Here is a 16,920-nt window from a genome sequence, read left to right as displayed (position 1 = left end):
GTGTACCTGGATTCAGGCGTCTCCACCGCGGTGAAGATCCTTGTGGTGGGGCACTTCGGGGTCGGGAAGACCACGTGCATCGGAAGCATCTCCGAGATCGAGCCGCTGCGGACCGAAGAGGAAATCACCGAAGCCAGCATAGGATTTGATGATCTTTCAGGGACTCCGGACAAGACCACCACGACGGTGGCGATGGACTTCGGCCGGCTGACCATCAGCGACGAAGTGGTGCTCTATCTCTTCGGCACGCCCGGGCAGGAACGCTTCAAGGAGATGTGGGAGGAGCTGTCCCGGGGCGCGCTGGGCGCTCTGGTCCTCGTCGACCCCGAGCGGCTGTACGACTCCTTCCCCGTCCTGGACCTGGTCGAGCGGTTCGGCCTGACGTACGCCATCGGCGTCAACCACTTCGACGGCACCACCACCTACCCGCTCTCGGAGGTGCGTGAGGCGCTGAACCTGTCGGCGGAGACGCCCGTCGTCACCTGCGACGTACGAGACCAGCGCTCCGCGGCGCAGGCTCTCATCACCCTCGTGAACCACCTTCTGTCCCTCATCGACTAGGAGCCACCCCACATGCAGCAGAGTTCCGGCATACAGGGGCCACCGCCCGGCTGCCCCGCGCACGGAAACGTCCAGCTCTACGGCCCTCGGTTCGGCTCCGATCCCGACGGCCACTACGAGCACCTGCGCTCCCTGGGCCCGAGCGCGCCGGTCGACATCGCCCCCGAGGTACAGGTCGAGCTGGTCACCAACTATGACGCCGCCCTGTACATCCTGCAGAACCCCGCTTCGTTCGTCAGGGACTCGCGGCGCTGGAACGCGTTGAACGAAGGACGCGTTCCCGAGGACAGTCCGGCCCTGCCGATGATGGGCTACCGGCCCAACGCGCTGTTCAGCGACGGCGCGGCGCACGCCCGGCTGCGCCAGGCGGTCACCGACAGTCTGGCCGGCGTCAACGAGCTTCAGCTGGTGCGGCAGACCCAGCAGTCCGCGGACTACCTGATCAGCCGGTTCAGCACGGACCGCCTCGGCCAGGCGGAGTTGATGGCCGACTACGCCCAGCCTCTGCCGCTGCTGGTCTTCAGCGACCTGTTCGGGTGCCCGCCCGAGATCGGCGACCGCGTCATCGTGGGGATCAGCGGCATCTTCGACGGCACCCCCGACGCCGACCAGGTGCTGGGCGGTGCGCTCGCCGAGCTGATCGCCCTCAAACGGCGCCGTCCCGGACAGGACCTGACGACCCGTCTGATGGAGCACTCCGCGCAACTGACCGACGAGGAGGTGCTGCACCAGCTCGTGACGCTGCTCTCCGGGGGCACCGCGCCTCTGGCGGCGGCCATCGGCACCAGCAGCGCCCTGATCCTGGACGAGGGCTGGCAGCCCGGGCTGCCGGTGGAGGACGCGGTCACCCAAGTCCTTTGGAACTACGCGCCGATCGCCAACTACGCGGCTCACTACCCCACCCACGACGTGGAGCTGGGGGGAAGGACACTCAAGGCGAACGACCCGGTGCTGATCTCCTTCGCGGCGGCCAACACCGATCCCCGGCTGGCCGAACACCGCGAGCAGCTCAGCGCCAAGGCGCATCTGGCCTTCGGGGCCGGCCCGCACGCCTGTCCCGCCAAGGACGCCGCGTTCATGATTGCCGTCACCGCCGTCGAGTCCCTGCTCAACCGGCTGCCGGACATCGAAGTGCGCGTGCCGTTCAAGGACCTGAGCTGGATTCCGGCTCCGTGGAGCCGCTCCCTGGTGGCCCTTCCGGTCCGGTTCACGTCCCGTACGGTGGCGCCGGTGCCCTCGCAGTCACAGCCCCGGATGCCGGAGGCTCCCGCATCCTCCACCCCCCACGCCCCGGCACCCGCGCCGAGGCCTGCGACGACGCCCGCGCCCAAGCCCAGGGCAGGACTGTTCAGCCGATTTCTGGCATGGACCAGAGGAGAGTGACGTAGGCAACCCTCAAGCGGAATAGTCATCTTGTATGTTCCAGCCATCGTCGGGGTAGGCATGGCGGCTGATGCTCAGGAAGGAGCCGTCGTGGAGACTGCGGTAACGCCGCCGCCCGACAGACGTTTCGCCGTTTCGCTGTTCTCGCGTCTACGGACAGCGAAAGGCCAGGCCAACCCCTTTCCGATCTACGCGGAGATGAGGGCGAGGGGCGGAGTCGTCGCAGCGCCCTGGGGAGGGCACCTGGTCACAGAGTTCGACCTGTGCGACCGGGTTCTGCGCAGCCGTGACTGGCTGGAACCCGACGCACAGTGGCGGGAGCAGCAGGGAGACGGCACGCGCTGGACGGCACCGTCCTCGCGTGAGATGAGCCGGACGTTGCCCGCGCTCAACCCGCCCGAGCACACCTGGGTGCGCCGGTCGGCGGGCATGTTCGACCGCACCTCCCTGCAGGAGATCAGCGGGACGGTCGGCCGTACCACGACCAGGCTCCTCGACACCCTCGGCGAGCGACTGCGCGACGGCGAGGCCGACTTCAACGCCCTGGTGAGCGAGGAGCTGCCGATCGCCACCATCGGGCACTGGCTCGGCCTGCCGACCGCGGACTTCCCCCGGCTGCGGGAGCTGACCCACGACCAGGTCTTCACCCAGGAGTTGCTGCCCTCCGCCAGTCAGCTGGCCACGTCCGACGCGGCCACGGCGGAGCTGCGTGCCTACTTCATGGAGCTGGTACGTCACCGGCGCGCCCACCCCGGCGAGGACCCGGTGTCGCGCTGGATCGCCACCTGGGACGCCATGGAGAGCGATCAGGACAAGGCGGACGAAGCCGTCTACTTCCTCGCCCTGTTCGTACTGCTGGCGGCGCTGGAGACCACGTCCACGCTGCTGTCGACCATGACGCTGCTGCTCCTGGAACACCCCCGGCAGTGGGACTGGCTCACCGTCCACCCCGACCTGGTGCCCGCCGCCGTCGAGGAGACGCTGCGCTACGACCCGCCGACCCACGTGATCAGCCGTGTCTCCTCCCGGGACTGTGTCCTGGACGGCGTCGAGATACACAAGGACCACATGGTCCATCTCATGGTGGGGGCGGCCAATCGCGACCCCGCCAAGCACGAGGATCCCGAGTTGTTCAACCTGCACCGCAAACCGGCGCATCTCGCCTTCAGCGGAGGCATCCACTACTGCCTCGGCGCGCCGCTCGCCCGGCTGGAGGCCCAGACCCTCCTTCGTCAGCTGGTCGGGCGCTTCCCCCGCCTCACTCTCGTACGCCGCCCGACGTGGGCGCCGCGCGTGGCCTTCAGACGCCTGCTGAACCTGGATGTCGCCCTCATATGAACGAAATGACCAACGACTTCGCCGACTTCCCGTACAAGGCGCTGCGCGTCGACCAGGAGGGGCCGGTCCTGCGGGTCCGGCTCAACCCCTCGGGTCAGGACAGCACGCTGAACATCGCGGCCCTCGACGACCTCATCGCCCTGCTCAACAGCCTCCATGAACGGCCCGACGTCCAGGTGCTGGTCCTGTCGGCCCTGGGTGACGACTTCTGCCTCGGCGCCGATCGCGACGAGTACCAGGCGGCGCTGGCCGAGGATCCGACCGGAGCCGCCACGCGCCGCATCGTCGACAAGGCGTACCGCGTGTGCGACGCCCTGGAGAACACCCATGCGGTCACCGTCGCCCGGCTGCACGGCAGGGTCGTCGGCGCCGGCCTCGCACTCGCCTCCTTCTGCGACCTTCGCGCGGGGGCGGACACCTGCCGGTTCCGTATGCCGGAGGTGGGACTGGGCATACCACCCGCGTGGGGAGGTGCCATGGGCCGCCTGGTCGCCGAGAGCGGAGCCGCCAGGATCCGTGAACTCATGCTGACCTGCGAGCCCTTCGACGCGGCCACCGCTCACCGGCTCGGTCTCCTGCACAAGGTGGCGCCTCTCGAGGAGCTGGACGCGGCCGTCGACGCCTGGGTCAGACCACTGGTCCGGCGCTCCCCCGAGGCGCTCACGCTCACCAAGCGCATGCTCGTCGGCTATGCGCGAGCGGACCGCACCGCCGACGTGGCACTGCTCGACGCCCACCTCCTCACCGCGCAGCTCAGCCGGCCCCGGCCACAGCGTGTGGTGCGGCACTCCGCTGCCTCGGTGAGCAGCCCATGACGGCGTACGTACGAAGAACCGTTTCCGCATGCGGTCAGTACAAGTGTGCGGTGTCGACGAGGGCCGACCGGCGGTCCGCGGCGGTGACCGAGACGCTGTCGGGCTCGTCGTTGCGGTCCAGGTAGCACACCAAGGTCTGGACACCGAGCGGCACTTGACGTGGCGGGCGTTCGGCCACGGCGTCGCGGCGGTCGGCCCCTGTGGGGAGCCCGGAAGCGTCCCACAGGGGCCGGCTTGTCGTCGGTCGGACCAGCACGGTGGCCGCCTGTCGGCGACCGGCAGCAGGTCCCGTCGGCGTTCCGTGTCCGGTCGTCACGCCCGGCCGGACCTCATCCGCCGGCGACCGGCGTCGCCCCGCGCACCGCCTGGTGCACGGCGCGGGCCAGGCGGGCGCCCCACAGCGAGCGGGGCCCGGCGAAGGTGTGGAGCTCCTCCCCCGCGCCCGGTACGCGGGCGGCTGCGCACACCGCGTCGGTGGGAGTGCCCGAGCAGTCGTAGCCCGCCTCCAGCAGCGCTTGCACCTTGGCCTCGGTGGCCGTCATGACGGCGTTGACGAGGGCGGCGCCAGGCGGAGCGGGCCCGGCAGGAGGCGGAGCGCGACGCCGCCATCGCCCGGCTGCGGGAGCTGAGACGGCAGACGACCAGCGCCATCTGCAGTCGTTCCCCGCGGCACATCCGCCCGTGACACCGGACCCTTTGCACCTGGGCCTGCCCTGGGCGCTCGCCGAGGCGCAGGCGTTCCACCTGCGAGGAGTGGGCCGGCATGCCCGGGCCGAACGGGCCGCGGCCAGGCGGCGCGCGGAGCAGGACGCTCCCTTGTACCTGGCCGCGGAGACGGCACGTCTGACGTGCGCCTCTCTCGCCTACGCCGTTCTGGAGACGAACTGCGTCACCGGGGCCACCTGGACCTTCCGGCCTCCCGCCGACCCCGGCATCCGGGCCATGGTGGTGGCCGAGCTGTACCGGCACGCCGTCGACGGCCGCCCGGTGCGGAAGCTGCGTGTCCTGGGCCAGGGCTGGGCGGACGGCCTCGACGGACCCGCCCGCGCGTATGGAGTGGACGTCGAGTGAGGGAGGACGATTCGCGGCTCGACGTGCGCGACGGTGCATCTTTTGCGGTGCCGGGTGCGGCCATACGGGACAAAAACGTGTGATTTGGCGTCGTGTCGAGCTATGCCCGACCATGGGCCGCGGCCCGGCGATCCCGGGCACCGGTTTTCAAGAGAGGCGCACCACCCCATGCACGTCACCGGAACCGCCCACCCCTCGGCTCCGGCTCCGCAGCAGGTCCCCGCGGCACCCATCCCCGCCGAAGACCCCGTCGGCAGTACCGGCAGGCACGCCCGCCGCTTCGGGCTGCCCGTCGCCACCGCACTGGTCATGGGCAACGTCATCGGCGGCGGGATCTTTCTGCTCCCGGCCTCCGTCGCCCCGTACGGCACCATCAGCCTGGTCGCCTTCGGTGTGCTGACCGTCGGCGCCATCGCCCTCGCGCTGGTCTTCGGCCGCCTCGCCGAGCGGAATCCGCGCACCGGCGGGCCCTACGTCTACGCCCGCGAGGCCTTCGGTGACTTCGCCGGCTTCCTCGCCGCCTGGGCGTACTGGATCACCACCTGGGTGTCGAACGCCGCGCTCGCCGTCGCCGCCGTGGGCTACCTCGACGTGCTGTTCCCGGTGAACGGCCACCGCTGGACGGCGTGCCTGGCCGCGCTCGCCCTGCAGTGGCTGCCCGCGCTCGCCAACTTCGCGGGCAGCCGGTACGTGGGCGCCGTACAGCTGGTCTCCACCGTGCTGAAGTTCGTGCCGCTGCTGCTCGTGGCGGTCGGCGGGCTGTTCTTCTTCGACCCACGCAACCTCGGCCCGTTCCACGCGGGCGGCGGCAGCGCGATCGGCGCGGTGTCCGCCTCGGCCGCGATCCTGCTCTTCTCCTACCTCGGCGTGGAGTCCGCCGCCGTCAGCGCGGGCGAGGTGAACAACGCCCGGCGCAATGTGGGTCGCGCCACCGTCATCGGCACCGCGGGCGCGGCGCTCGTCTATCTGCTGGGCACGCTGTCCGTCTTCGGGACGGTGGCGCACGACCGCCTGGTGCAGTCCTCCGCGCCCTTCTCGGACGCCGTGAACGCCATGTTCGGCGGTTCCTGGGGCGGGTGGGCCGTCGCGCTCGCCGCGCTGGTGTCGATGACCGGGTGCCTCAACGGCTGGACGCTGCTGAGTGCGCAGACGCCGTACGCCGCGGCGCGGGACGGGCTGTTCCCCGCCGCCTTCGCGCGCCGGCGGCGGGGCGTTCCGACCGTCGGCGTCGCGGTCGCCGTCGTCCTCACCTCGCTGCTCACCGTCTACAACTACACCTCGGGCTCGGCCAAGGTGTTCGAGACCCTGGTCCTGGTCACCACGTTCACCGCGACGGTGCCGTATCTGCTGGCCACCGCCGCGCAGATCTTCCACCTCGTCTCGGGGCGGCGCGAGCGGGTCGACCGGGCGCGGTTGGTGCGGGACTCCGTGGTCGCGGCGGTCGCGGCCGCCTTCTCGATGTGGCTCGTGGCGGGCGCCGGGCACGCCGCGGTGTACCAGGGTGTGCTGTTCCTGTTCGCGGGAGTGATCGTCTACGCGGTGATGGCGGCGCGCCGGAGCAGGGCGGCGGCCTGATCCGGTCGGCCGACCGGGCTCGGCTCACGAAGCCGCATGGACCGGGCCGGTCGGACGGCCGCCGGGGTGGCGGTGGCGCCGGACCCGGAAGACCGCGCAGGAGACGACGGCCCAGCCCGCCAGGACCAGGAACGGGAAGGCGTGCTGGTGCCCCGCGAAGTACACGGCGGTGTGCTGGGCGTTCACCGAGGCGCCGGAGGCAGCCGACGGCCGATGACGCCGAGCGGGGAGGGCAGCAGCGGCCAGGAGACCGCGCCGCCCGAGGCATGGGGGTGATCATCGCACCAGTCGGCAGTGGTGCCGGTCCTCCCCGCCCGCGTGCGGTGCGGACCGCCTCGTGGGACGGGGCGGTCCGCAGCGGTGGGGGGCGCGGAGGGGGAGGACCGGAGATCGTCGGTCCGGGACGGACGTCAGCCGGCCTTGTTCACCTTCTGCAGGGCCTTCGCAAGTCCGTTGGCCCACAGCTGGTTCACGCGGGCGCGCTCGTTCGCGTCCGGGTAGCGGTTGGTGCAGGACGGGCCGGGGCCGCCGCCCGACATCAGCTCGCTGCAGGGGCCGCTGTAGTGGTCCGGCAGGCCCAGTACGTGACCGGTCTCGTGCGCGGTGACGCGGGTGGAGTCGTACTGCCGGTTCTGCGCGTAGTCGAGGAAGATGTAGCCCTTGCCGTGGCCGTTGGTGGAGGCGTAGGAGCCTCGCGAGTCGTTGCCCTCGTAGTAGGAGAAGTCGGCGCTGCCCGACGTCGCCTGGAGTTTGACGTTGGACACGGAGCTGTTCCAGACGGAGGCGGCGCTCGATATCTGCGAGCGGAAGCTGGGCGCCTGGGAGGCGTTGTAGTAGACGGTCACCGACTGCAGGTTCGGGTGGGCGGCCTGTTTCTTTGCGACCGACTGCAACACGGCCTCGAAGAACGCCTTGTTGTCGGCGGCGTTCTCCGCCGAGCCGGTGTACTGGGCGTACGCGGCGGTGGCGGACTCGGACTGCGCGGACCCGGTCGCCCGGGCGCCGGCCGGTGACGCGGTGCCCAGCGCGGCCGATGCCAGACCGAGGCCGAGCGCGAGAGCCATGAGTCTCGTGCGGGACGACTGCATGTGGGGGAACTCCTCGTTCGTGTGGGGTGGTGAACGATCGGTCATGCAGGAGTGTCGGGCATACCAACGGCTCGGCGGATGATGGCAATTGGGGATAGCGCGGAGCTATCGGGGGCCGACTCGTACGGTTCCGCTGGTTCCGTTGGGATTTGAACATCTGGTGCGGCGTCCGACGCCGCCCTACGCTCCCTCCCATGGAGCTCGAGGTGAGGCACCTGCGCGTGCTGTGCGCCATCGCCGACCACGGCAGCCTGCACCAGGCGGCTCGGCAACTCGGCCTGGCACAGCCCTCGTTGAGCACCCAGCTGCGCCGCATCGAGCACGCCCTCGGCGGCCAGCTCTTCCTGCGCACCCGTACGGGCTGCCGCCCCACACCGCTGGGACACGCGGTACTGAGCCGCGCCAGGCCCCTCGTCGCCGAACTCGCCGCGATCGTCACCGAGACGAGGGCGGCGGCAGCGCGCGCCACCGGCGGGCCCCGACTGCGCATCGGCGCCACCGCCAGCCGGGCCCTGCCGGGCTGGCTGCGCCGGCTGCGCACCCGCGTGCCCCGGACCGGACCCACCCTCCAGATGGACGTGTCCGCCAACTCCCTGCTGCGCATGGTCGCCACGGGCCGGCTCGACATGGCCTTCGTGCACGAGGTCGAGGGCAGCCCGCTGCGTATCCCGCCCGGGCTGTGTCTGCGCGTACTGGTCGAGCGCGAACCGCAGTTCGTCTCACTCGCCGCCGATCACCCGGCGGCCGCACGGCCCGAGGTACGGCTCGCCGACCTCGTCGGCGAGCGCTGGATGGTCGACGCCACGGTCGACGGCGAATGGGACGCCGTGTGCCGTGTACTGCGCGAGGCGGGGCTCGAACCCGACATGCTGCACGGCGACTACCTCACCGCCTACTCCCTGGCCGCCACCGGCGAGGTGGTCACCGTCAGCCAGCCCACCGCACGCCCCCGCTCCGACCTCGCCATCCGGCCCCTGCGGGGCGACCCGATCGGTGTACGGCTCCTGCTCGCCGCCCGCAGCGAAGCCGAACTCGACAGCGCTTACGCCGAGTTGGAGGATGCCTACTGGGAGGCGGCCCATCAGGCACCGGCGTACCGGGAGTGGCTGGAGCGTTCGGGCACGATCCGCGCGTCCTGCGCCCCGCGGTCCCTGCGGAAACGACCGGTGGGGGTCGGTCCGTAGCAGTCCTTCGCCCCGCCCGCCGTGTTCCCGGCCGTGACGACCGCGAGGCGCACCGCCGGCCGTGCCGGGGTGCGCCTCGCGCCGGTGGGTCAGTTCACCTCGACGAGCAGGTCGCCGCCCTCCACCTGCTGGATGCGGTTGATGGCCAGCCTGGTCACCCGGCCCGCCTTCGGAGCGGTGATGGCGGCCTCCATCTTCATCGCCTCGATGGTCGCCACGGTCGCGCCGACCTCCACCTCGTCGCCCTCGGCGACCGCGAGGGTCACCACACCGGCGAACGGGGCCGCCACATGGCCCGGGTTGGTCCGGTCGGCCTTCTCGGTGACGGGGATGTCGGAGGCCGCGGCGGCGTCGCGTACCTGGATGGGCCGGAGTTGACCGTTCAGCGTGGACATCACGGTGCGCATGCCGCGTTCGTCGGCCTCGCCGATCGCCTGCAGCTCGATGAGGAGCCGCACGCCGGGCTCGAGGTCCACGGCGTACTCCTTGGCGGGACGGAGCCCGTAGAAGAAGTCCTTGCTGTCCAGCACGCTGGTGTCGCCGTAGGACTGGCGGTGAGCCTCGAAGTCCCGGGTCGGGCCGGGGAACAGCAGCCGGTTGAGGGTCGCGCGGCGGGACTTCTCCAGGCCCTCGCGGTCCTCGGCGGTCAGCTCCGTCACGGGCTTGGCCTGCGCGCGGCCCTTGAGCGCCTTGGTGCGGAACGGCTCCGGCCAGCCGCCGGGCGGGGTGCCCAGCTCGCCGCGCAGGAAGCCGATGACGGAGTCGGGGATGTCGAAGCGGTCCGGGGTCGCCTCGAAGTCCTCCGGTGCCACGCCGGCTCCCACCAGGTGCAGGGCGAGGTCGCCGACCACCTTGGACGAGGGGGTGACCTTGACCAGGCGGCCCAGGATGCGGTCGGCGGCGGCGTACATCGCCTCGATCTCCTCGAAGCGGTCGCCCAGGCCCAGCGCGACCGCCTGGGTGCGCAGGTTGGACAGCTGGCCGCCGGGGATCTCGTGGTGGTAGACGCGTCCGGTGGGTGAGGCCAGGCCCGCCTCGAACGGGGCGTACACCTTGCGGACGCTCTCCCAGTACGGCTCCAGGTCGCCGACGGCCTGCAGGTCCAGGCCGGTGGGGCGGTCGGAGTGGTCGGTGGCGGCGACGATCGCCGACAGCGACGGCTGGGAGGTGGTGCCGGCCATCGACGCGACGGCGCCGTCCACGGCGTCGGCGCCGGCCTGGATGGCGGCGAGGTAGGTGGCCAGCTGGCCGCCCGCGGTGTCGTGGGTGTGCAGGTGCACCGGCAGGTCGAACTCGCGGCGCAGGGCGGACACCAGCGTGGCGGCGGCGGGGGCGCGCAGCAGTCCCGCCATGTCCTTGATGGCCAGGACGTGCGCTCCGGCGGCCACGATCTGCTCGGCCAGGCGGAGGTAGTAGTCCAGGGTGTACAGGCGCTCCGAGGGGTTGGAGAGGTCGCCCGTGTAGCACAGGGCGACCTCGGCGACGGCCGTCCCGGTCCCGCGTACGGCGTCGATGGCCGGCCGCATCTGGTCCACGTCGTTGAGCGCGTCGAAGATGCGGAAGATGTCGATGCCGGTGGCGGCGGCCTCCTGGACGAAGGCGTCGGTCACCTCGGTCGGGTACGGCGTGTAGCCCACGGTGTTGCGGCCGCGCAGCAGCATCTGCAGGCAGATGTTGGGCGCCGCCTCGCGCAGGGCGGCCAGCCGCTCCCAGGGGTCCTCGGCGAGGAAGCGCAGGGCGACGTCGTAGGTGGCGCCGCCCCAGCACTCCAGGGACAGCAGCTGGGGCAGGGTCCGTGCCACCACCGGGGCGGCGGCCAGCAGGTCCTTGGTGCGCACCCTCGTCGCGAGCAGGGACTGGTGGGCGTCGCGGAAGGTGGTGTCGGTGACGCCGATGGTCGGCGACTGGCGCAGGTGGCGGGCGAAGCCGTCCGGGCCGAGCTCGACGAGCCGCTGCCGGGAGCCCGCGGGCACCTCGCCGTCGGGCAGCGGCGGCAGCTTGGTGACCGGGTCGACGGAGTCGGGCCGCTCGCCGTGGGGCTTGTTCACCGTGACGTCGGCGAGGTAGGTGAGCAGCTTGGTGCCGCGGTCGGCGGAGGAGCGGGCGGTCAGCAGGTGCGGGCGCTGCTCGATGAAGGACGTGGTGACCCGGCCGGCCTGGAACTCGGCCACGGCGCGCCGCGCCCGGCCGATCGCGGCCTTGAAGTCCCGGCCGCGGCAGGTGAGCTTGACCAGCATCGAGTCGAAGTGCGCGCTGATCTCCGTACCGGCGTGGGTGGTTCCGCCGTCCAGGCGGATGCCCGAGCCGCCCGGCGAGCGGTAGGCGCTGATCCGGCCGGTGTCCGGGCGGAAGCCGTTGGCGGGGTCCTCGGTGGTGATACGGCACTGCAGGGCGGCGCCGCGCAGGGTGATGCCGTCCTGGGAGAGGCCGAGGTCGGCCAGGGTCTCGCCGGCGGCGATGCGCAGCTGGGCCTGGACCAGGTCGACGTCGGTGACCTCCTCGGTCACCGTGTGCTCGACCTGGATGCGCGGGTTCATCTCGATGAAGACGTGGTTGCCGTCCCGGTCGAGCAGGAACTCCACGGTGCCCGCGTTGCGGTAGCCGATCTCGCGGGCGAAGCGGACCGCGTCGGCGCAGATCCGCTCCCGCAGCGCGGGGTCGAGGTTCGGCGCGGGGGCGAGCTCGATGACCTTCTGGTGGCGGCGCTGCAGCGAGCAGTCGCGTTCGAACAGGTGGATGACGTTGCCCTGCCCGTCGGCGAGGATCTGCACCTCGATGTGGCGCGGGTCGACGACGGCCTTCTCCAGGAAGACGGTGGGGTCGCCGAACGCGGACGCCGCCTCGCGGGAGGCCGCCTCGATGGACTCGCGCAGCGCGGCCGGGTCCTCGACCCGCCGCATGCCGCGCCCGCCGCCGCCGGCGACCGCCTTGACGAACACGGGGAAGCCGATGTCCCCGGCGGCGCGGACCAGTTCGTCGACGTCCGTGGAGGGCGCCGAGGAGCCGAGCACCGGCACACCGGCCGCGCGGGCGGCCGCCACCGCGCGGGCCTTGTTCCCCGTCAGCTCCAGCGTGCCGGCGTCCGGCCCGACGAAGGTGATGCCCGACTCCTCGCAGGCGCGGGCGAGTTCCGGGTTCTCGGACAGGAACCCGTAGCCCGGGTAGACGGCGTCCGCGCCCGCCCGGCGTGCGGCGCGGATGATCTCCTCCACGGAGAGATAGGCGCGCACGGGGTGCCCCGGCTCGCCGATCTGGTAGGCCTCGTCGGCCTTGAGCCGATGCAGGGAATTACGGTCCTCGTGCGGGAAGACCGCGACGGTTCGCGCGCCCAGTTCATAGCCGGCGCGGAAAGCGCGAATCGCGATTTCGCCGCGGTTGGCGACGAGCACCTTGCGGAACATTCTCTACCCCTTCGGCCTGCCGGTGAAAGGACCATGGTGTCGGGCATGCCCTCGTCACGCCATGTGAGGCGGGCCACTCATCCCCGATTGTCCCGCGCGTGTCGCCGTTTTCCCGCGGAATCGTCCGTGGTCGGTAACGGCGGGATCCGGCGGCGGTCCTTCCCCGTCCTGACCCATGCACGGGATCGCAAGGACGGCGTGGAACGGGGCGGGACATGGTGCGGCATGGCGGACGAGGGTGGCACGGCCGGATGCTGGCGGCGGCGGTCGGGGTGACGGCGGTGGCCGCCGTGACGTCGGTGTGGACCGCGCAGGCCGACCCGGTCGGGGGCAAGGACGCACGTCCGGGCGTATCAGCGCGTCCGGGCGTATCGGCGCGTCCCGCCGCGCCCGGCGCACGCCCCCAGGCCCCCGCGGCGGCACCGGTGTCGGTGGACATCGCCCACGCCTCCGACCGCGGCGCCCGGGGTGTCAACATCACCATCGACGACGGGCCCGACCCCGTCTGGACGCCGCAGGTGCTGCGGGTACTGCGGGACAACGGGGTGAAGGCGACGTTCTGCATGGTGGGCACGCAGGCCGAGGCGCACCCGGACCTGGTGAAGGCAGTGGTGGCGGCCGGGCACCGGCTGTGCGACCACACGGTCTCCCACGACACCGCCATGGACACCAAGTCCGAGAGCTACCAGTCGCAGCAGATCCTGGACGCCGAGCGCATGATCACCAAGGCGTCCGGGGGCGTCCGCCCGCAGTACTACCGCGCTCCGGGCGGCGCCTTCACCCCGTACAGCCGGCAGCTCGCCGCGTCCCGGGGGATGCGGCCGCTGGGCTGGAACGTCGACACCAAGGACTTCGAACGTCCCGGCTCCGCCGCCATCGTCGCCACCGTCGAGAACCAGGTCGGCAACGGCCCGACCATCCTGTTCCACGACGCCGGCGGAGACCGGTCCCAGACCGTCGCCGCCCTGCGCGAGGTCCTGCCCTGGCTGAAGCAGCGGGGGTACTCCTTCGGCTTCCCCGTACGCTGACGCCGCGGCGGCCGGGCGGATCAGCCGCCGAGTGCCGTCAGCACCACCTGCTTGGCCTCGTCCTGCACCTGGGAGAGGTGGTCGGGTCCCCTGAACGACTCGGCGTAGACCTTGTAGACGTCCTCGGTGCCCGAGGGGCGGGCCGCGAACCAGGCGTTCTCGGTGGTCACCTTGATGCCGCCGATGGGTGCGCCGTTGCCCGGGGCTTCGGTGAGCACGGCGGTGACCGGCTCGCCGGCGAGGGTGTCGGCGGTGACCTGGGCCGGGGACAGCTCGGCCAGGCGGGCCTTCTCCTCGCGGGAGGCCGGTGCGTCGATGCGGGCGTAGGCGGGTTCGCCGAAGCGGGCGGTGAGTTCGGCGTAGTGCTCGGACGGCGTCCGGTCGGTGACGGCCGTGATCTCGGAGGCGAGCAGGGCCAGCACGATGCCGTCCTTGTCGGTGGTCCACACCGAGCCGTCCCGGCGCAGGAACGACGCCCCGGCGGACTCCTCGCCGCCGAAGCCGAGCGAGGAGTCGATCAGCCCGTCCACGAACCACTTGAAGCCGACGGGCACTTCGACCAGCCGGCGGCCGAGGTCGGCGGCGACCCGGTCGATCATGCCGGAGGAGACCAGGGTCTTGCCCACGCCCGCCTCGGCGGGCCACCGGGTGCGGTGGGTGTAGAGGTAGGAGATGGCCGTGGCGAGGTAGTGGTTGGGGTTCATCAGCCCGGCGTCGGGGGTGACGATGCCGTGCCGGTCGGCGTCGGCGTCGTTGCCGGTGGCGATCCGGAAGCGGTCGCGCTGTTCGATGAGCGAGGCCATCGCGTACGGCGAGGAGCAGTCCATACGGATCTTGCCGTCCCAGTCCAGCGTCATGAAGCGCCAGGTGGGGTCGGTGAGCGGGTTGACCACGGTCAGGTCGAGCCGGTGCTGCTCGGCGATACGGCCCCAGTAGGCGACGGAGGCCCCGCCCAGCGGGTCGGCGCCGATGCGGACGCCCGCGGCCCGGATCGCGTCGAGGTCGAGCACGCTCGGCAGATCGGAGACGTAGGCGTCCAGGAAGTCGTGACGGCCGGTGCCGGGCGCGGCCAGCGCCTGCCTGTACGGGATGCGGCGTACGTCCTTCAGGCCGCCCGCGATGATCTCGTTGGCCCGGTCCTGGATCCAGGAGGTGGCGTCCGAGCCGGCCGGGCCGCCGCTGGGCGGGTTGTACTTGAAGCCGCCGTCGCCGGGCGGGTTGTGCGAGGGGGTGACCACCACACCGTCGGCGAGGCCCGAGGTGCGGCCGCGGTTGTGCCTCAGGATCGCGTGGGAGACCGCCGGGGTCGGGGTGTAGCCGTCCGCGGTGTCGATGAGCACGGTGACGTCGTTGGCCGCGAACACCTCCAGCGCGGTGATCCGCGCCGGCTCGGACAGGGCGTGCGTGTCCGCGCCGAGGAAGAGGGGGCCGTCGGTGACCTGCCGTGCGCGGTACTCGCAGATGGCCTGGCTGGTCGCGGCGATGTGGTCGTCGTTGAACGCGGTCGCCAGTGACGACCCGCGGTGTCCGGACGTCCCGAACGCCACCCGCTGCCCCGCCTCGGCCGGGTCGGGGTGCAGCGCGTAGTACGCCGTCACCAGCCGGGCGACGTCGATCAGATCCTCGGGCCGGGCCGGCTCGCCCGCTCGCTCGTGCTGCATGGCACCCACGCTCCTCCGGGTCGCTCCTGAGTCCGCTGTCCACTCGCGATCTCATCTTCCCCCCTGTCGGGGAGGCGAGTCGCCCTTGCCCCTTCCCCGGGACGCCGCCGAGGCACCCGGGGGTGCGGGCTGTGGCGTTGCGGGAGTGAAGAGCGCCGTTCGGGGCAGCCGGTTTGTCGCACACCGGAATCCGATCTTCTACCGGAGTGCTCATACGTTATGAATACGAACAAATAAGCAAGGTGGCGTGGTGGTGGATGTGACACCCGACGGCCCAGCCGGTCCCGCCGGCGCGGAAGAGCTGCGGGAACGCGTGACGAACATGCCGCGGCAGGTCCGCGAGGAAATGGTCCGTCGGCTGCGGCGGAACAAGCGCGCCCTGCGCAAGGAGGACGTCCATGTCGTCGAGCCTCCGTTGCTCAGGCGGGCGGTCGGCGCCTCCGCCCTCGGCAACTGCATGGAGTGGTTCGACTTCGGCGTCTACAGCTACCTGGCCGCCACCATCGGAAAGGTCTTCTTCCCCGGCGCCTCGCCCGGCGCCCAGGTGCTCTCCTCCTTCGCGACCTTCGCCGCGGCCTTCGTCGTGCGCCCGCTCGGCGGCCTGGTGTTCGGCGCGCTCGGCGACCGGCTGGGCCGGCAGAAGGTGCTCGCCACCACCGTGCTCATGATGGCGATCGGCACGTTCGCCATCGGCCTGATCCCCAGCTACGCCACGATCGGCATCGCCGCCCCGGTACTGCTGCTGGTCGCCCGTATGGTCCAGGGCTTCTCCACCGGCGGCGAGTACGGGGGCGCCACCACGTTCGTCGCCGAGTACTCCCCCGACCGCCGTCGCGGCTTCCTCTCCAGCTGGCTCGACTTCGGCACCTTCGTCGGCTACGCCCTGGGCTCCGCCCTGGTCACCCTGCTGCACTTCCTCCTCACCGACGCCGAGATGATCGCCTGGGGCTGGCGGCTCCCGTTCCTGATCGCCGGCCCGCTCGGTGTGATCGGCCTGTACATGCGGCTCAAGCTGGAGGAGACGCCCGCCTTCCAGCAGCAACTGGACGAGCACGAGAAGAGCCTCGCCCAGAAGTCGGCGGGCAGCGAGTTCAGGACCATCATCAAGAACCACTGGGGTGGGCTGCTCGTCTGCATGGGCCTGGTGCTGCTCTACAACGTCACCAACTACATGGTCACCGGCTACCTGCCCACCTACCAGACGGAGACCCTGCACCGCCCCAGCGGCTCCGCCGACGTTCTGGTGCTGGTGGGCATGGTGTGGATCGTGCTGCTGATCACCTTCATCGGCCGGCTCAGCGACCACGTCGGCCGGCGTCCGGTCTACGGCGTCGCGGCGGCCGCGATGATCGTCCTGGCCATTCCGTCCTTCCTCCTGATCAAGATGCACGGAACCTGGCCACCGGTCTTCGGGGTGCTGATCCTGTCCACCCTGCTGGCCTGCTTCGCCGCGCCGAGCGCAGCCACCCTGCCCGCACTCTTCCCGACCGCGGTCCGTTACGCGGCCATGGGCATCGGCTTCAACGTCGCCGTCGCCGCGTTCGGCGGCACCACTCCGCTCGCCACCGCGGCGCTGGTGCATGCCACCGGCAACGACATGATGCCCGCGTTCTATCTGATGGCGGCCGGTGCCATCGGACTGGTGACCGTGAAGTTCCTGCCCGAGAGCGCCCAGGTGCCGCTCAACGGCTCCCAGCCGATGGTGGGTTCCGTGGAGGAGCGCAGGGAACTGGTCACCACGTCCCAGGCGCTGTACGACCACGCCCGCAGCCGGTCGTGACCCGTCACCGCCGGCAGCGAGGGTGACCTCCGTGT

At 71.4% G+C, this 16,920-nt stretch carries 13 protein-coding genes and 2 pseudogenes; 9 read left to right on the top strand and 6 right to left on the bottom strand.

Going from position 1 to position 16,920, the window contains the following annotated elements:
- The 4 genes from ACX25U_RS35070 to ACX25U_RS35055 are packed head-to-tail and all read left to right on the top strand — an operon-like array spanning position 1 to position 4,097.
- Positions 1–561, top strand: coding sequence for a GTP-binding protein (locus ACX25U_RS35070; protein WP_454385991.1), 561 nt, complete (start codon positions 1–3; stop codon positions 559–561).
- Between the two features lie 12 nt (positions 562–573).
- Complete coding sequence (locus ACX25U_RS35065) at positions 574–1,944, top strand: cytochrome P450 (RefSeq protein WP_454385990.1); 1,371 nt, start codon at positions 574–576, stop codon at positions 1,942–1,944.
- A 60-nt stretch (positions 1,945–2,004) separates the two neighbouring features.
- Entirely contained in the window at positions 2,005–3,282 is a 1,278-nt protein-coding gene (locus ACX25U_RS35060) for a cytochrome P450 (protein WP_454385989.1), read from the top strand.
- 5 nt (positions 3,283–3,287) lie between these two features.
- A complete protein-coding gene (locus ACX25U_RS35055; RefSeq protein WP_454385988.1) occupies positions 3,288–4,097 on the top strand; it encodes an enoyl-CoA hydratase/isomerase family protein in 810 nt (269 codons plus the stop codon).
- A 34-nt stretch (positions 4,098–4,131) separates the two neighbouring features.
- Here the strand turns inward: ACX25U_RS35055 and ACX25U_RS35050 are convergent, their stop codons facing one another.
- On the bottom strand, positions 4,132–4,353 hold the full coding sequence (locus tag ACX25U_RS35050; RefSeq protein ID WP_454385987.1) for a hypothetical protein: 222 nt from the start codon (positions 4,351–4,353) through the stop codon (positions 4,132–4,134).
- Between the two features lie 73 nt (positions 4,354–4,426).
- Positions 4,427–4,660 (bottom strand): annotated as a pseudogene (locus ACX25U_RS35045) (adenosylcobinamide amidohydrolase); the annotation flags it as partial.
- 118 nt (positions 4,661–4,778) lie between these two features.
- Here ACX25U_RS35045 and ACX25U_RS35040 point away from each other — a divergent pair.
- Both ACX25U_RS35040 and ACX25U_RS35035 read left to right on the top strand, forming a co-directional pair.
- Positions 4,779–5,168, top strand: a complete 390-nt coding sequence (locus ACX25U_RS35040) for a hypothetical protein (protein ID WP_454385986.1) — start codon at positions 4,779–4,781, stop codon at positions 5,166–5,168.
- 168 nt (positions 5,169–5,336) lie between these two features.
- Positions 5,337–6,743: an amino acid permease gene (locus tag ACX25U_RS35035; protein WP_454385985.1), complete on the top strand. Its 1,407-nt coding sequence runs from the start codon at positions 5,337–5,339 to the stop codon at positions 6,741–6,743.
- A gap of 24 nt (positions 6,744–6,767) precedes the next feature.
- Here ACX25U_RS35035 and ACX25U_RS35030 read toward each other — a convergent pair.
- Both ACX25U_RS35030 and snpA read right to left on the bottom strand, forming a co-directional pair.
- Positions 6,768–7,009 (bottom strand): annotated as a pseudogene (locus ACX25U_RS35030) (ABC transporter permease); the annotation flags it as partial.
- Between the two features lie 144 nt (positions 7,010–7,153).
- Positions 7,154–7,831, bottom strand: coding sequence for a snapalysin (gene snpA, locus ACX25U_RS35025; protein WP_454385984.1), 678 nt, complete (start codon positions 7,829–7,831; stop codon positions 7,154–7,156).
- Between the two features lie 194 nt (positions 7,832–8,025).
- On the opposite strand from snpA, the gene ACX25U_RS35020 reads away from it, so the two are divergent.
- Positions 8,026–9,015: a LysR family transcriptional regulator gene (locus ACX25U_RS35020; RefSeq protein WP_454385983.1), complete on the top strand. Its 990-nt coding sequence runs from the start codon at positions 8,026–8,028 to the stop codon at positions 9,013–9,015.
- 89 nt (positions 9,016–9,104) lie between these two features.
- On the opposite strand, the gene ACX25U_RS35015 is transcribed toward ACX25U_RS35020, so the two are convergent.
- Positions 9,105–12,416 carry a pyruvate carboxylase gene (locus tag ACX25U_RS35015; protein ID WP_454385982.1) on the bottom strand — a complete coding sequence of 1,104 codons (3,312 nt, stop codon included), beginning with the start codon at positions 12,414–12,416 and terminating at the stop codon, positions 9,105–9,107.
- Positions 12,417–12,631: 215 nt separating this feature from the next.
- Between ACX25U_RS35015 and ACX25U_RS35010 the strand changes: the two genes are divergently transcribed.
- Positions 12,632–13,444: a polysaccharide deacetylase family protein gene (locus ACX25U_RS35010; RefSeq protein ID WP_454385981.1), complete on the top strand. Its 813-nt coding sequence runs from the start codon at positions 12,632–12,634 to the stop codon at positions 13,442–13,444.
- A gap of 20 nt (positions 13,445–13,464) precedes the next feature.
- On the opposite strand, the gene pgm is transcribed toward ACX25U_RS35010, so the two are convergent.
- Positions 13,465–15,105 (bottom strand): phosphoglucomutase (alpha-D-glucose-1,6-bisphosphate-dependent), encoded by a 1,641-nt coding sequence (gene pgm, locus ACX25U_RS35005; RefSeq protein WP_454385980.1) that lies wholly within the window; start codon positions 15,103–15,105, stop codon positions 13,465–13,467.
- A 250-nt stretch (positions 15,106–15,355) separates the two neighbouring features.
- On the opposite strand from pgm, the gene ACX25U_RS35000 reads away from it, so the two are divergent.
- Complete coding sequence (locus ACX25U_RS35000; RefSeq protein WP_454385979.1) at positions 15,356–16,885, top strand: MFS transporter; 1,530 nt, start codon at positions 15,356–15,358, stop codon at positions 16,883–16,885.
- The last annotated feature ends 35 nt before the right edge of the window (positions 16,886–16,920 follow it).

This window comes from Streptomyces sp. JNUCC 63 (genome assembly GCF_054366325.1).
Note: the sequence above shows the minus strand (reverse complement) of the source record. Positions and strands in the feature narration are given on the sequence as shown.

What these genes read in the sequence shown, in the direction of transcription:
- ACX25U_RS35065 (WP_454385990.1), top strand. Translation starts at nt 574, where the DNA reads ATGCAGCAGAGTTCCGGCATACAGGGGCCACCGCCCGGCTGCCCCGCG.
- ACX25U_RS35060 (WP_454385989.1), top strand. Translation starts at nt 2,005, where the DNA reads ATGGCGGCTGATGCTCAGGAAGGAGCCGTCGTGGAGACTGCGGTAACG.
- ACX25U_RS35055 (WP_454385988.1), top strand. Translation starts at nt 3,288, where the DNA reads ATGACCAACGACTTCGCCGACTTCCCGTACAAGGCGCTGCGCGTCGAC.
- ACX25U_RS35035 (WP_454385985.1), top strand. Translation starts at nt 5,337, where the DNA reads ATGCACGTCACCGGAACCGCCCACCCCTCGGCTCCGGCTCCGCAGCAG.
- snpA (WP_454385984.1), bottom strand. Translation starts at nt 7,831, where the DNA reads ATGCAGTCGTCCCGCACGAGACTCATGGCTCTCGCGCTCGGCCTCGGT.
- ACX25U_RS35020 (WP_454385983.1), top strand. Translation starts at nt 8,026, where the DNA reads ATGGAGCTCGAGGTGAGGCACCTGCGCGTGCTGTGCGCCATCGCCGAC.
- ACX25U_RS35015 (WP_454385982.1), bottom strand. Translation starts at nt 12,416, where the DNA reads ATGTTCCGCAAGGTGCTCGTCGCCAACCGCGGCGAAATCGCGATTCGC.
- ACX25U_RS35010 (WP_454385981.1), top strand. Translation starts at nt 12,632, where the DNA reads ATGGTGCGGCATGGCGGACGAGGGTGGCACGGCCGGATGCTGGCGGCG.
- pgm (WP_454385980.1), bottom strand. Translation starts at nt 15,105, where the DNA reads ATGCAGCACGAGCGAGCGGGCGAGCCGGCCCGGCCCGAGGATCTGATC.